Raw genomic sequence first — 14,780 nt, 5'->3', positions numbered from 1 at the left:
AGTATTACAACTGCCGGTCAACAATCAGCCAACGCAGTCTTCAAAAAAAACTGCGTCTTCATGGCGCACTGATGTCCGAGACCCACAATTGGTTAGGTCTTTCCACCACTAAAGCCTTGATCAGGTTTGGATATTTACGAAACGGATGCCCCGAAAAGGTAGTCTTTATTTTTCGTCGACGCCTTCTAATCAGCATCTTATTCCTGGCCAACAACTCAAAAAAGGCATCCCGACCCAGTTTTATTCCCCTTTCCAAAAATTCATGCTGTAAAAAATAGTAGAGTTTTCGTCCACCAATCCGCGGATGTTGGCGACGAATGGGCCTGACCAGACGCAACACATTTAAGTCATCGTGTACCTGCTCATTTTGGCGTTGCCAGTATTGGTAGTAACCCTGTCGTGTAAAACCAAGCACATCCTCTAACCGCCGAATCGAAATATTGGGATGATTCGTCAGCATGAACCGGATGGCTTGGTAACGGACTTTTTTTCGATATCCACCCCTAACTCATGCTTGGCTATTCGAACTAAAGTTGAATAGTAGAGTGCCTTGAAGTTGGCTTCCTCCAGTTGCTCTTCGAGGGCCAGGACTTTAGCGCGTAGTTCATCAACTTGTGATTTTGCCTTTGGCTTCGAGGACTTGGTTGATCTTTGTGGAGGGGGTGGCTGCTCGAAATCAATTGGGGCCATACGCTGATTGGCTTCCTCTTCAATTTTCCTCATCCAGCGCAGCACCGTCTGACGATTAACTTTTAATCGTTCTGCGGCCTGGTCGATGTTGAGCTGACCGAGCAGAATTTGGGCAACGATTTGCCGCATGACACCTTCGGGCTGTTTCATGCGTAGTTTAACAAGCCTGTCCATAAATTGGCTATTTATGGTCAATATTTTCCAGGACAAGTCATAGCTGATTACGAGAAGTTCAGTTAATATGATCATTGACCTTTTCGTGAACGATAACCAATGAACTAATTTACACGGATCAATCAATATAAGTTACATCTTGAATTCCGTTGGTAGTTTGGCTATTGGCACAACAAGTCGAAGAGGGCAACATTAATAAACAGCGTTTCTTTCCACTTCTTTTCAGCACGAAGCACACCGAGTTGCTCTAAGCTACGCAAATATTTAGAGGCCGTCCGGCGGTCGATTTGTAGGCGATCAACCAGGTACTCGATTTTACTATAGGGGTATTCGAATAAGACCTCGATTAACTCTTTGCTATAAACTTTGGGAGCCTGGCTTCGAACTTGCTCAACCGTCTGGTCAAATAGCCCTTGGATACGGGTAATTTGGTCAATTGTCTGCTGAGCCGTTATCTCAACGGCCTGTAAAATGAATATAATCCAGTCCGACCAGTTCTGCTGGGTTCGCACCGCCTGTAAGAGTCGGTAATAGTCCGCTTTATGCTCAATGATGTAGCCACTTAAGTAAAGAATGGGCTCCGCGAATAAATCGTGAAGGAGTAGATAAAGTACATTGATAATGCGTCCGGTACGACCATTCCCATCATAAAAGGGATGAATGCTCTCAAACTGATAATGTTGAATAGCCAGCTTGATGAGCGTCGAAACGTCGTTAGGCTCATTATTATTGAGATATTTTTCCAGGTTATGCATTAACTCCTTGAGCACAGACGGGCCATCGGGTGGTGTATAGATAACTTGGTTGGTTCGATCGTTCTGTAGGCTGGTACCGGGAATACGACGGATGCCCGCCTGATTTTGCTCCAGTTCCTGCTGAATTTGAAGGATGCCGTTGGTGCTTAAAAACCCCTTTTGTTTAATAAAGTGATACCCCGTGTAGAGGGCTTGTCGATAGCGTAGTACTTCTTTGGTAGCTGTATCAATATCTTGTCCTTTAACTGTCAAAGCTTGATAGAGCTTGTCATCGGTGGTAATAATGTTTTCAATTTCAGAGGACGCTTTGGCTTCTTTGAGTACCAGGGCGTTGATTAAGATAGCGGGATTAGGTAATAATCGGCTCAACCCTTTTAATTCAGCAAGTGCTGAAGCCGCTCGGCTTTCCTGACGCAGTATAGCTATGGTTTCAACGAGTTCACGCGCAGGTGGCAACAGGGCTAGTTCATTATATGGAAGTTCGGCTTGCAATTGATTCATGTGCAAATATGATCAAAAAATGTACATGATATAGCTATGGTGTACATTTTATGTACATGACTGTTTTATATTCCTAAACTAGTCATACGGATTCAACCCTTTAAGATGGCTAGTTGGCTGGATTGGTATGCTAAGGCATATTCTGAGATTAACTGGACGGTTTTATAGACAGATTGACTAATGGTCAATCTGTCTATAAAACCGTCCAGTAATACCCTATTAAAAGGCTATGGGTTGGCCCCTTTATTAAACGAAAATAACCAAGTAGCGTGTAGCTGGGAAGCCTACGGAAGTCAACAACGTACTACCTGAGAAAAAATCCGGCAAACAGACTGGCAAAGCCTTGCGAAGGAATTTTGCGTTTTGTCCTAGGCAATTGAAAACGTCTGATTGGGGTCGGAGTTTAATTACTGCTATTTTCGTTATCAGAACGCCATGGTGTACCGAACACTACCCTGCTGCTGGCGAAAGGGCTGCAGGCCCTGATTTACGTTGTCGGAGCCGCTCACCGACAAGCGATGCACCGGCGTTAGCTGATAATCCAGGGTGAGCGTCGTGTTCACCACAAAGCCCTGTTGCGTTTCATCAGCCAACGGTTGGCTATTGCGCAGGTAGTTAGCCATACACAAAAGACTTACTTTTTCGCCTTTGAACAGTTTTTTTTCTACGCTCAGGGTGGGTCCCTGAACGAGAAATCCAATATCCTGGGTGTGGCTGTAGCAGCTGTACTGATAACTCAAGTTCAGGTTCAGTCCGCTAGCCGAATGCTGCATGGAGTAGCTAACCGAATAACTCCAGTTCCGACTGCGGCTGTTTTCAGCGGTGAACGAAGTGAGCTCCTGCAATTCCTGGTAGGTAGCCGAGCCCTGTACCATGTGCAGTTGACCGCTACCCGTCCAGGATTTAGAAACGCTGCCCGACAGGGTCCGGTTGGTCTGAGCCAGGCGGATGCTGTCAGTAAGCGGCCGGTAGCCTGCCCGTTGCGTAAGGCCGTAATTGGAAACCGTCAAGTCAAGCGTCAGGTTCGTCTCGGATGCGTACGCAAGGCTGGCTGAACCAATGATCCGGTTGGTGCGGGCTGGTTTTTGGTTCATCAGGTTGTTATGCTGCCAGCCCAGGCTACCCTGAAATTGAAGCCGGTTTTTAAACAGTCGGATGGTGGGTGCTACCGTAAGGTGCTCCACATCGGTCGGCAAATAATACGTCCCCATGGACTGATAGCCGGGCTCAACGCGCTTGTATCGGAGCCGCAGGCCAACCCAATTCGTCTGGTAACTCAGCGATGCCTGCAACGCCGTGCGGATACGGGTTGAGGAATTGACTGGAATGAAGTTTCTCACATCATTGAGGTAATTTACGTACCCAAACCGACGATCAGCAAGAGCAGCCGGCATCGGCTCGGCGTGGATATCACTGGTGTAGGCACTACCAGCCGCGTCTACTTCAACCGTCAATTTCCGGTTTGCCCGTAACCGGCCACTCAACCCCAGTACTACGTTTTGAGCGGGAGTTAAATAGCCCACGCTATCGGATGGGATGGAGTTGAGATCATCAGCCGCCTGGAGCAAGATTACGTCGAGATAGGTACGCTCATTACCAACACCGATTCTGGCGCCGTAACCCATCCGCCGGAAGGCGGCTACCCGGTCGGGGTCAGTGGCAGTTGGGGTAACGGCTTTGGTAAACCGGCCTGCCATCAAACCAACCCGCAACAGCCCCGCATTCAGTTCGATGCCTGCTCCCAGCACGGTGTAACCCGCCAGCGTAAAGGGCGAAAACTCCAGATTGCGGTAACCACCGTGCAGCGTCAACCAGTTTTTGTAGCGGGGACTAACGCCAATGGCATTATAGGCTTGTCCGTAGCCGTTGGAGGGTGAACTCCAAACGCCCTGAAGCGGAATAACCCAGCCCGAGCGCGTAGCCAGCGTCAAACTACCCGTCAGGTACCAGGGCGTATGCTGTAGAGAAGACTCTTGCTGACTCCGCATAACGCTGAAAGACCGGCTCAGGTCCAGGTCGCCGGTGAGCGTCAGGGTGGGGGGTGTCGGGCGGGTGGAATCCGGGCGGGGTAGCCTGGCTGTATCCAGATGAGCTAATCTACTGTTGGCCAGAGTCGGGCTGCTTAGTAGTCCATAAAGCAAGAGGAAAAAGAAAGACGTTTTCACCGAATTTTTCGAATCTGAATAACCCGACAAAGGTGCGGTTTTTTGACCCCGTCAATCCATACAAACATGTTTGTATATGTCTCATCACCAGCACAAAATCCTATTCAGTAGCGGTTATGTATAGGTCCAAAACCCCACCGCCAGCGAACGGACCGGAGTCATTCGCTGGCGGTGGGGTGCTTCAAAGAGAGGATCCTTTGTCGGGGTTGGGTTCCTACTGCCGAATCTGATTAGAGCTTGATAGCCATCGGGCCCGAGGGCTCGTAAATGAGGAATTTTAGGGTATTGGACGTCGTGGCACCGACCAGGAAATAGACGACGACTTTGGTTTTTGGGTCTCGACAGCCGTAAGCCTCAACGCCCCCCGTGTTGGGTGTACTCAAGTAGAGGTGGCTCAGGTGATTGACGGTGCTCAGACACAGTTCGCCACCCGTGGTTGGGCCAGTCAGATAAACAGACGCCGAGCCATATTGTAGCTTATTATTCTTGATGTCAATACTTAGTCTGACCTTGTATTTGGGGGCACCAGTGTCATCTAAAATGTCGGACGAATAAATCGTCACTTGTTTTGTTGGCTCGCCGGGGCTGTAGGCTACTTCCTCGAAGGAGTATTTTACGGGTTGGGCAAACCCGGATAGGGTAATTAAGCAGAGGGCGATGATACTGAGTACGTTTTTCATGATACTGGATTGTCTTGGGACGTTGGTTAACATCAGGATTATTTAGTTCGTTTAAGTGCTACAAAGATGGCCGATGCGCTACGGGCAAATCCATACCAACTTGTTTGTATTTTCAGGCTTGTTGCGATCAGCGCCCCTATAGCGTCAATACGGCGTCTGCTGGTTTGTGAACAAACACGTACACAAACTTATTATTTTCGGCCCGTACGGAAACATAAACGACGAGCTTAGTCATGGGGGATCGGTACACCCTAGCATTACTGAGGTCTGCTCCCTGATTGCCACTACAAAGTCCTGGCAGGGTATTGCCAACGGGAGTAACCTGGTTCATCCACCATTTTTTCCCCGTTTTGTTCTCGATCAGATAGACATTAGTGGCGGTATTGGTGGTGTAATCTGCCCGCAGGGAAACCGAATAGGCAGGCTCTCCCTCGCTGTCCAAAATTCCGTGTGTGCCAATGTTGGTGAATAACACGACCGGATGTTCCCCGTGCGCCTGTTCCTGACCCCAGGCGCATTTTGCCTGGCCGAGTTGGGCGAATGAGGTGACGGCGAAGCCTAGAACAAGGGCAATTACGAAGCTTACTTTTTTCATGGTTTTACTTGATTTGTTAAAAAAGAGAAAGATTTTGTCCCGTTTGGGTGATGCAAAGATGGCCGATGAGCCAGGGGCGAATCCATACGAACTTGTTTGTATTTCTATCCCCCAAGTCGTTTTCATGGCCCTTCGTGTCGATCATCAGCCTGAAACGTATTTATGCCGGTATGCCGCATAAACGACGTACCAGATGCCGTGAACCGGTAGATGCCTGATGTGCCCGGCTAGCCAGTACGATGCCCCCTGCCAACGGCCTGGACGTAGGCGCGTCAGTGCTGAAACAGGTGCTTACCCTAAAAATGAGTGTACGAACGAATTACAACGACCGCAGGTTTGTAAATGCCTGAAAAAGATGGATGTACAGGGTACATGCTGAAAAATGCCGGCCAGTACGCGATCATAAACGGTATTGAACCGGTGCAGGCTGACTAGGACTACTACGATCCTAAACGCATCCAAACCCACAAAGCCAATCTGCGTGGTGACGACTTTTTCATGAAGCCGTTTCAGTTGGCCAAACACGAAATCGAGATGATTGGCTTAGTTGATCAGTGCTTCGCCAGTGAAGAAATAGCCGCCAACCTGTTTTTTGATCGTGGCAACCGATAAACGCACCGTACCAGGATTACCCCCTATTGGGCGTCAACAAACCCGCCGATTTGGTATAATCTGCTGTTGAATACGGACTTGCTTGGTTTCGGTAATTGAGCGGTCTTGTTCTACTTGTATTCAGAGGGTTTTATGAACGATTACGATGGGTATTCAAATTAAAGGCAATCGCTTTGTTTACAGGTGACCCGTCTGTCTCGTTCTAATTTGTATTGACCGTTGGCCGATCTTAGGAATAGTTGTCCGTCTCCCGCCTGTAGTAACGACGGTCTTATTTAGGGTAAGTGGGATACGCCTTTATCCGTTTTATCTGATTCGTATGCCTTTGGGTATGGGCAATCCATAGTAAGGTATATTGATGAAGATCTCTAACGCGCCATACACCGGCATCGGCGGATCGAAATATAAAATGCAATCGAAAATCAACGTTGGTTTCGTTTATTAGGTGGATTACTGCACCTCGAAAGCGGTTAAAATAGGCGAGAAGGGCTTCTTTTTTGGCAAAGCGACCTAAGGGATGGACAACAAAGGCGCCCTCAACTGGACCGGGTCGCTGGTGTAGGCGAGCATAACCGAATCAACACCATTTACTTTTTCCACCCATTCAGGCATTTCAGGAGTATATTGGTTATTTACTAAATCCCAATATAATAACTCATCATAAATACCTACATGTTCTGCCACTTCCGCAATGGACCATGTTGCGGTGTCGGGCTTGAAATGGATTTGTTGCTCCGTTAAGCCGGTTAGTTCGTTAATAAAATCGTTTTGAGACGATTGCAAGCCTGCTACCAGCAGTTGTCGTTCTGTTTGTGTCCAGAGCTTTTGGGGAATCTGGGCGAGGCTTGGTTGGAGCGCACTGGTCAGTAGATATGCCATACATAGGTAAAAGCGGTACAGATGGGGTCGTTTACTACTGACTTGGATGAAGGGTTGCATGAAGGAGAAAGATAGAGAAAGTAGTGGTGAAAGACGCCTGAAAACGCATTTTCAGCTAAGCCGTAGCAAAAGTAAAAGGGAGCCCGGGAGACCACCAGACGGACTAATTAAGTGGTGGACTTGAGCAGACTCAGGGCGAATTGGTTAAATAACTGGCAGGGCGCATCGGCACCAGTAAGCGTCCTCACGAAGATAGTCGGCCTTTATTTGGACGATGGTATTGGAACAGATTTCTGCTATCAATATCAGTTACATGGTAAAGCCAAAGGGTAGTCGAGCTAGAAGGCAACCTGAACAAATAGCGTATCTTTCTACTTATTTTTGGCTTGATGCACGCTCATTTTTGCTAAGTTACCTTACTTTTAGTGCCTACTAACGTCTCTTTTTCGTCTTTTGGCGCGTTTACGATGGTTTACTCGCTCCCGGTGGATGGCTAGGGCAACCAGGAGAAAGCAACTCAGGCCGAACAAGGTAAAGAGTACAGATTGCCCACCGGCCAGACTGATACCTAAAATGACCGGATAGGCTATCCGTTTAGCTCCCAAAAAATAAGCCCACACGGCTCCGTTCACGCCCAATAACAACACAAAGAGAAAAACGGCGAAGAATAACCATTTCATAATCAATGACCAGATTGGAAGAACGTTGACGGCAATAGCGATTCAATTGGGTAAACGGAGCGTCCAGCAATTGGGGTCGGTCAGCTCAATAGGGGAAGGCTTGCATAAACCGGTCCAGCGCCTGCTGGTCACCAGCCTTGCTGTCAACCGAAAAACAGTATAACCCCCGGTTCCAGGCATAAAAAGCGATAGTTTTTCCAATCAGCCGAAGATAGCCCAGTTCGCTGCCTACCCGCGATTGGGGAGCTTGACTCAGTGTTTCCGACTGCACCTCGGACAGGATCGTCCGACGGAGTTGGGCTACCTCATCCTGGTCTTGGGCCAGGCTAAACAAGAGAAATAGTTCCTGTTTCCCGAATTTATAGAGCGCTTCGCCATCCAGACCTGGCTGGGGCTCCTTGACGCTGACGCGGGTAAACTGGCCCACATTTATCGGTAGCAGGTCGGTAAATCGGGTACCGGTGGGCATGGGCTTTCGCTGATCCAGATAAGCAGGACGGTCGGCAGGTTGGGCCACGAGCAGGGGGCTAGACCAGCACAATGCGGCCAACCCGAGGAATACACATACGAATTGTTTCATGGTCTTTTGGATCAAACCTACGGGGAAGCTCGGAGCACTCCGAGCCCCGATTAATATCGGGCTGGCATGGGTCAATAGCTGGTTGTTTTACGCGGCTAAATGCCCGTAACCCGTTCGTTCCGCGCGTTGACTTTATGCCCTGGAGGGGTCTGCCGGACCTATGGAAACGTGCTGGACAACGAAGGGGCAGCTCAGTGAAGGATATTTTGGCCCTGTAAAGTTCTTAGGCTACTACCTGGATGTTGCCAGTTAACTGATTGCCATACGAATCCCTCTGCTCTAACCACTCTTTTTTCTGTTTAAGGCCAGTTTTACTGAGGGTTAGCTCTCCTTCGCTGAGTCTGGGTCAACAACGCGGTTGGCAAGCTGCATCGGTATCGTTCGTTAACTTAACAGATAGCTACTACTAGTTCGTACCAATGTAAACTTTCTGAGAGAAGGCCTAAAAAAGTGATACCAAGAAGTGAAGCAAACTGCTCTGTAGCATATGCTATTGACAGGGGAATTGTCTTCGCGTTTAGTCAATCGCGTCAATTGTGGGTTGTCCACCTAAAATCACCCCGCAGTAGCTCATTCCTGCCTCCTATTCATTCTGGCTGGTGTTGACCTTAAGCGGGCCGTAGTTTACAGCTCGTTTTACTGGTTTAATCAATTTTTTTCTCGCAATGATTTTTGCCCTGTATGGTCTGTCGGCCCTCTCCCTTTTGTTCAGTATAGGTGGGCTTTTAGTGGCCCAATTCGCGTCTAAGTTCGAGGGCGGAGCGGGAATAGGCGGTAGTTTTCTGTTTCTGATTGGAGCCGTCTGCTCAGGCGCGCTAGCCATTTTACTCTACCGGCAGTGGGCCATGCTGTCTACCCTGGACCGGGTGGTTGGGGGTGTGGGCTGCCTGCCATTGCTCGCCGTTCTGCTTGTCTTGGTTTACGTGCTATTCATTTACAAATGATGGCTACAGAAACTTAAACCGGAAGCTCCTCACTACCCGTATACGATTTACCCGAGTGCGAGCATAGCGCAAAAACTCTCTATTGCCATCTAGTAACCCCCACCACTCATGGCCGATTTCACCACAGAAGAAATACCGGATTTGATTGATCGCCTGGATTGGTTCGCTAATTACTTAATTAAAACGATACACGACTCGACTAACCCGCTAGAGCAGATTAAACTCCGGGCAATCAGTTACGAAACGTCCGCTCTGCTGCTATCGCTGGAGTCACTGCAAGAGTGACACGCTCCCATTCTGTCGGCGACCGTATGACTGACCCAGCTCTAAAGGTTAGTTGGGTAGGGAGGCTCTAGGGGGGCAGCGGCACGAGTATGCCTCGCCGTAAGGGGACTTGGGGCCAATAAAAAAACGGAGCGCCGTGGTGGGCATCGGTCGATGCCCTACGATTCGGCAATGCGACTTCGGTTTAGCGTATCACCTAGCTTTGGCATGGACATTTGAGGCTAGGTGGAGGGGTAAGTATCTGATTTTTTACGGCTGTTATTCACCCAACAGCACCCGTTATTGACTCCCCTTAGTCATCCCACGTTACCCCTACGAAATTTGCTGGCCAAACATGCTTATAATCCATCAATCATGACAGCAATTAAACGGAGCGCCCAAGCCGTCTGGCTCGGCACCGGACGAGAAGGCAGTGGCACCCTATCCGCCACCAGTGACGTGCTGAATCAGACCCCGTATTCATTCAACGCTCGTTTTCAAAACGAAGATGGCAAAGCCGGCACCAATCCCGAAGAGTTGATGGCTGCCGCCCACGCGGGTTGTTACGCCATGCAGCTAAGCTTCCTGTTAACCGGAGCGGGGTTTTCGCCAACGGCGCTGCAAACGAGAGCTACGGTTGAGCTCGTTGAAGACGGAGCAGGCTTCAAACTATCGGGGATTGCCCTCGCGCTGGAGGGCCAGGTTACGAGCATTTCAACGGAACAGTTTGCGCAGCTGGCTACCGAGGCTAAACAGATCTGTCCTCTCTTAAAAGCCCTTTCAGCCGTACCCATCACCCTGGAAGCGAAACTGATACCGCCGGCTTAAAGGCGTCCCTGGCCAGTCCACGCTGGTCCAACCAGTCCAACAACTCACCTCCCGATTGTTTTGCCCGATCCGCTTTTAGACTAGTGTGGTGGGCTCAATCAGCCAATCCCCTAAAATCCATTGGGTTCGTTCATAACTCTCCTCATTCCAGTAAGCCGGTAAGGACTCTTGCGACCAAGTGGTTACCGAGTCATCGGGTATCTCTAAGGTAAACAGAAATAGTTTGGGTAACCTATTGTACTTGACCCGAGGTTGGTGTACTAACGATTCGACTAAGGCCAGGGCAGGAGAAGAGGTCGTGTAGAGTAAAGGGTAGCCCTTTGGATTCCACCGGCCACCAAACAACCGTGCTCCTTCGGTGGCCAATGGTTCATGGATATATTTAGCTTTGACAGTTCGGTAAACGGTTAACATTAAGAAAGCAGAATAATTAGCCGACAATGCTGTGTTCAATACGCCCCAGCACATCATCCACCAGGCCAAACCCGGTTGTTGTGTCTAGAAGCGACAAAGGGGATTGGGTATTGAGTTCCCGAATGGGAGAACGAAGCCATTCGGCCAGTGTCTGGGCATCCTCATCGAAGACATCCAGCCCATGTTGTAGCAGATTGGTTAGTAACAGCAGCCGCTCAGAAGCATCTCGGGCCAGTTTATCGTCAGCTTTGAGCCGGTGTAGGTTGCGTACCGACATATTCAGAATACGAGCCAGATCAATATCGGTTAATCCGGCTAACTGGGCTACTCGATCCGCTTCTGAACGAAGCAGGGATCATAATTAGAGCTTAGCTGATTGATGGAAAGGTTCTTTTGTGTTCAATAAATTGAAATGACTGATCTTTAATGACCCTAATAGTTATATGAAAGCCTTCAATAGTTAGTGATATGAATATTTACCGATTGCCCAGTTTTCTGCTAACACCACAGTTCATAATAACCAGTTCTCTTTGATTCCCTTGGGAATCAATTTCAACAGCGCGGAGCGATAAATCGGTTTCTGCTTTTGCATCGTCAATATGGTCAATGGCCTCCTGTTCTGTTTCGTAGAGAAACTCCCAGTCGCCGTCGGGACCACTTTCAATTACTTTAAACTTAACCATTTCTGATCACTTAATTTGGATAATAGGATGTTTTACCAATACATCTATAAAGCTGCTTTTGCCTGCTTTTCAACTAAATTGAAGTACTCATACTTGCCGCCAAAATACGTGGCCCGATTTGGTAATGTAAACGATTTTCAACTCACCTAACGGCGATCCAATTTCCATACGAGCTAGTCCGTTATGAAAATGAGCAAGACCCGTGTAAATGGTGGGAATGACTTCGATCCCTTGACGGTTAATGAATCCCCACCCTCGACTTTGTTCGTCTTGTACTGGAGCGAGTCCTTCCACAAATGAGCCTACTTTTCGATAAGGACGGCCGGGCGTTGTAAGATTCCCTTTTTTGTCGATAATGAACCAATGCCAGGCAGTTTTATCAGGTAATAGCATCGCCACCGAAGCTAGTCCTTCACTAAAACCCCAGGCATTTTCATACCGATTCGCCGGAATAACCCATTTCCCCTGTTGATCGATAAAACCATAATATGGTGAATCTAGTGGCTGGGCTACCGCCAGGCCCTCCCGAAAATTCTCAGCGTAGGTAAACTGGGGCGAAAGGAGAAACTTCCCCGTTTTGTCAATGAAAGCCGCTTTTTCTGCTGACTCTTTGTCTGCCTGATAGACCATCGCCCTGCCTTCGTTGAAGAAGAAGTGACTAGCCAATCGTTGAAACTGGGGGGGGATGATCAGTCGGCCTTGTGTATCAATAAATCCGTTTAGGCCATTCATGCTAACGCAGGCCAACCCTTCTGAAAATGGCCCCGCTGATTCATACTGGAACGGAATCACTACGGCCCCAACGCGGTCGATATAGCCCCATAAATTAGCCTTCTGAGCGCGGGCCATCCCTTCAGAGCTATAGTCTAAACGCTCGTATATACAGGGTACCACCAATCGACCGCTTCGATCAATCAGGCCAAACCGAAATTGAGTATCGGTAACGGAGGACAGCATAGCAACGACCGCCCGATCCGCCATAAAATCCTCGGCCTGTTCAAAAACCGGGGGTATAACCCATGTTTTATGGGAATTGAGGTATCCCCACTTTCCTTCTTTCGGCGCTGGATACAAAGCATCCGCGGGCAGGCTACTTATTTCGTCTGGTGTGGCTTCTATAACCGAGTTCTGATCAGTAACTGAGTATCGTTTCCAAAGAAAGCTTATCAATAAAAAAGCGCTTATAGTCACTAAAATGATGGTTTTCATAAGGGTAAGTAACGGGTTTTTACCAGTGAGGCTATAAAATTCTTCCCATTCACGACGCGATACCAACTATTTTCTCGTGAAGTAGGCTGTACAGTGCTTGAATGACGCAGAACGGGTATCGAATGGTAGGGGGCTGTTTCGTGGAATTATATAGCGGACAAAATCGAAGTTTGAACGTAGCAGATCGCCTTTGATATCAACTTGATGACTTTCTGCTAACGTAACGATTCAATACCCACTACCAACGATTGCTTGCCTAGACTAAGCCACTCGTGCAGATATAGTTAACTATCCTCATCGCTAAACCAGAGATTTGTACCAACTTGATTAGTATCCATGAACGAAGACTTCCATTCACCGAACCAACGCTATACCATTACACTAGGCAGTTATGAAATAAAGATGAGTCACTGGGTTGCTCAGCCTTATCTGATTCGATTAAGCGATGGCGCAACGCTTTTCTCGCTGACGGGCGACCCCTGGTCGGCATTCACGGTAAAGTGGTTGGATGAGGTAACCGTAGAAATGAAAGTCGCCAGATATCCTGAACGGCTTTCTGCTTGCAGCCAGCTGTTGACCAAGCTACGGCGACAACAGCCTACAACACCTTCTCAGGAACACTTAGCCAGGTAAGCCGGTGGCTACTTGATCTATGACCCAGTATTAACAAGCTACTTCGCTGCCTCATGTCCCTTAGTCTACATGCCAGCCATTCACCCGGCGAAAATACGTCTTTGACTATGCCTTATACCACTATTTACGATCTGGCCGCTCAGCCTGTACTCAACTGGCGTTCGCTCGTCTTACCGCTTGCGCTGGCTGTGGCCGCGTCCATAATCGCCTGTTTTACCCGCCAAAATGCTGGCCGGTACGGTCTTTTTGCGTTTGTGTTTATTACTGTTTTAGTGTCGGTTGTGATGCCTTACTGGGATCGATATCAATTACTGCATAAGGAACCCAGGTTGGCAGAAGGAGTGATTACTAACCATTGGGAAAAAGAATGGACCAAGCAGGTGAATGGGAAGAAGCAATGGTATAGCTACGAAAGTTTTCAGGTCAACACCGTTACATTTGGGTATTTTCGGAACGTAGTAATGGCCGGTTTTCATCATGAAGAAATGGCCAAAATTCCGTTGCACGATGGTCTTGCTGTACGCATTCACTACGTCCCGGAACAGCAAATGGATGAAAGTAGTGTATTGAACCGTATCGTAAAATTTGAGCTTGCCAAGCCCTAGTTTGCAGGTTGATCCGTTAAAAATCTATTCAAGTAAGGCATTAGGCTAGCAAGCCGAACTGTTTAGATTATGGCTCGCTACAGACAGACTTATGGCTCAGAAAAAGCCGTTTAAATTCGGCCTACATCGATGAGTTGCCTACTACGTATGGAACTGCTTGTTTGGCGTGATTCCACCAGCCGTAGGCCATTAGTTCCACCCGGGCAACCTGCAAGCGGTTAGGTGCTTTATACTTCTCCTGAAACGCTTCCTCAATCTTCTCTGGCAGACCGCTGTCTTTTTTTTGTTCCTCATTAAGTCGTTTCCAGCTCGTTAATAAAGCGGTGGTATCACCTGCGATTAAGGCTTCTACGTAAGTGGCCCCCATAGCGTCATACGAGCTGTTTCGTAGTAGTTTCGGATTTGCATACGCGTTGATAGCCAGTCTCTTTAGGCGGTATTCCGATTCCAGAGCCTGTTTTCTTTTCTGCTTCAATTGCTGCCAGAAGGGTACGTCAACGATGGTGAGGTGTTCGAGTTGGGTAAGCATTTGCTCATAATCCCGTCGGAGCGTAGCTGTATTAAGGCGCGGTAGTTCGTCGGGGGTGGCTGCCACCCCCGGTGCTTCGAGGTACCAGTTGTCAAGCCAGAGTGCGTGCGTTTTTTCTAGTTGTTGCTTCGTATACTGAGCAGGGCTGTATGTGCTCTGGTAGTCACACAATTCGGTTGCCCAGGTGAGGGTAGCCGTATCTTTTTTTGCTATTGATGGTCTATAGGTGCGCCTTTTTGTTTCCTTGGAGCAGGCCAAAGCAGCCAATACAAGGAATAAGGAGGCTATTAAGGGGTTAAGCAAATATTTTAGTGTATTTTAGAGGACCTTTCATCTCCTCTGCCATGCTCAAAATTACAC

At 48.4% G+C, this 14,780-nt stretch carries 19 protein-coding genes; 5 read left to right on the top strand and 14 right to left on the bottom strand.

The window, feature by feature from the left end:
• Positions 1-58: 58 nt before the first annotated feature.
• The 9 genes from IC229_RS34775 to IC229_RS34735 all read right to left on the bottom strand — a co-directional run bounded on the left by IC229_RS34775 (position 59) and on the right by IC229_RS34735 (position 8,311).
• Positions 59-460 (bottom strand): hypothetical protein, encoded by a 402-nt coding sequence (locus tag IC229_RS34775; RefSeq protein ID WP_190893584.1) that lies wholly within the window; start codon positions 458-460, stop codon positions 59-61.
• Positions 454-840, bottom strand: coding sequence for a COG3415 family protein (locus tag IC229_RS34770; protein ID WP_190893583.1), 387 nt, complete (start codon positions 838-840; stop codon positions 454-456). Before IC229_RS34770 ends, IC229_RS34775 begins: the two co-directional genes overlap by 7 nt.
• Positions 841-1,025: 185 nt before the next feature.
• Positions 1,026-2,120: a Fic family protein gene (locus IC229_RS34765; protein WP_190893581.1), complete on the bottom strand. Its 1,095-nt coding sequence runs from the start codon at positions 2,118-2,120 to the stop codon at positions 1,026-1,028.
• A 425-nt stretch (positions 2,121-2,545) separates the two neighbouring features.
• Complete coding sequence (locus IC229_RS34760; RefSeq protein WP_317171703.1) at positions 2,546-4,285, bottom strand: hypothetical protein; 1,740 nt, start codon at positions 4,283-4,285, stop codon at positions 2,546-2,548.
• A gap of 230 nt (positions 4,286-4,515) precedes the next feature.
• Positions 4,516-4,965, bottom strand: a complete 450-nt coding sequence (locus tag IC229_RS34755) for a hypothetical protein (protein WP_190893579.1) — start codon at positions 4,963-4,965, stop codon at positions 4,516-4,518.
• Between the two features lie 136 nt (positions 4,966-5,101).
• Positions 5,102-5,560, bottom strand: coding sequence for a hypothetical protein (locus IC229_RS34750; RefSeq protein ID WP_190893577.1), 459 nt, complete (start codon positions 5,558-5,560; stop codon positions 5,102-5,104).
• A 1,122-nt stretch (positions 5,561-6,682) separates the two neighbouring features.
• Positions 6,683-7,111 (bottom strand): DinB family protein, encoded by a 429-nt coding sequence (locus IC229_RS34745; RefSeq protein WP_190893575.1) that lies wholly within the window; start codon positions 7,109-7,111, stop codon positions 6,683-6,685.
• 362 nt (positions 7,112-7,473) lie between these two features.
• On the bottom strand, positions 7,474-7,731 hold the full coding sequence (locus IC229_RS34740; RefSeq protein ID WP_190893573.1) for a hypothetical protein: 258 nt from the start codon (positions 7,729-7,731) through the stop codon (positions 7,474-7,476).
• 85 nt (positions 7,732-7,816) lie between these two features.
• Entirely contained in the window at positions 7,817-8,311 is a 495-nt protein-coding gene (locus IC229_RS34735; RefSeq protein ID WP_190893571.1) for a hypothetical protein, read from the bottom strand.
• A 665-nt stretch (positions 8,312-8,976) separates the two neighbouring features.
• On the opposite strand from IC229_RS34735, the gene IC229_RS34730 reads away from it, so the two are divergent.
• From IC229_RS34730 to IC229_RS34720, 3 genes are all read left to right on the top strand, one after another.
• The gene (locus tag IC229_RS34730; RefSeq protein WP_190893570.1) at positions 8,977-9,255 is read left to right on the top strand and encodes a hypothetical protein; all 279 of its coding nucleotides are present in this window, start codon (positions 8,977-8,979) and stop codon (positions 9,253-9,255) included.
• Positions 9,256-9,363: 108 nt separating this feature from the next.
• Entirely contained in the window at positions 9,364-9,540 is a 177-nt protein-coding gene (locus IC229_RS34725) for a hypothetical protein (RefSeq protein ID WP_190893568.1), read from the top strand.
• A gap of 354 nt (positions 9,541-9,894) precedes the next feature.
• Complete coding sequence (locus IC229_RS34720; protein WP_223834394.1) at positions 9,895-10,347, top strand: OsmC family protein; 453 nt, start codon at positions 9,895-9,897, stop codon at positions 10,345-10,347.
• A 75-nt stretch (positions 10,348-10,422) separates the two neighbouring features.
• On the opposite strand, the gene IC229_RS34715 is transcribed toward IC229_RS34720, so the two are convergent.
• From IC229_RS34715 to IC229_RS34700, 4 genes are all read right to left on the bottom strand, one after another.
• On the bottom strand, positions 10,423-10,761 hold the full coding sequence (locus tag IC229_RS34715) for an RES family NAD+ phosphorylase (protein ID WP_190893566.1): 339 nt from the start codon (positions 10,759-10,761) through the stop codon (positions 10,423-10,425).
• 16 nt (positions 10,762-10,777) lie between these two features.
• The gene (parS, locus tag IC229_RS34710) at positions 10,778-11,113 is read right to left on the bottom strand and encodes a type II RES/Xre toxin-antitoxin system antitoxin (RefSeq protein ID WP_190893588.1); all 336 of its coding nucleotides are present in this window, start codon (positions 11,111-11,113) and stop codon (positions 10,778-10,780) included.
• Between the two features lie 124 nt (positions 11,114-11,237).
• A complete protein-coding gene (locus IC229_RS34705) occupies positions 11,238-11,444 on the bottom strand; it encodes a hypothetical protein (RefSeq protein ID WP_190893564.1) in 207 nt (68 codons plus the stop codon).
• Positions 11,445-11,531: 87 nt separating this feature from the next.
• Positions 11,532-12,653 (bottom strand): WG repeat-containing protein, encoded by a 1,122-nt coding sequence (locus IC229_RS34700; protein WP_190893563.1) that lies wholly within the window; start codon positions 12,651-12,653, stop codon positions 11,532-11,534.
• 336 nt (positions 12,654-12,989) lie between these two features.
• Here IC229_RS34700 and IC229_RS34695 point away from each other — a divergent pair, with 336 nt between their 5' ends.
• Together IC229_RS34695 and IC229_RS34690 are read left to right on the top strand one after the other, a co-directional pair.
• Positions 12,990-13,286: a hypothetical protein gene (locus IC229_RS34695; RefSeq protein WP_190893561.1), complete on the top strand. Its 297-nt coding sequence runs from the start codon at positions 12,990-12,992 to the stop codon at positions 13,284-13,286.
• A 53-nt stretch (positions 13,287-13,339) separates the two neighbouring features.
• A complete protein-coding gene (locus IC229_RS34690) occupies positions 13,340-13,891 on the top strand; it encodes a hypothetical protein (RefSeq protein ID WP_223834393.1) in 552 nt (183 codons plus the stop codon).
• A 121-nt stretch (positions 13,892-14,012) separates the two neighbouring features.
• On the opposite strand, the gene IC229_RS34685 is transcribed toward IC229_RS34690, so the two are convergent.
• A complete protein-coding gene (locus IC229_RS34685) occupies positions 14,013-14,591 on the bottom strand; it encodes a hypothetical protein (protein ID WP_190893560.1) in 579 nt (192 codons plus the stop codon).
• Positions 14,592-14,780: the final 189 nt, after the last annotated feature.

The sequence above is a fragment of the Spirosoma profusum genome (assembly GCF_014699005.1).
GTDB classification, from domain to species: Bacteria; Bacteroidota; Bacteroidia; order Cytophagales; family Spirosomataceae; genus Spirosoma; species Spirosoma profusum.
Note: the sequence above shows the minus strand (reverse complement) of the source record. Positions and strands in the feature narration are given on the sequence as shown.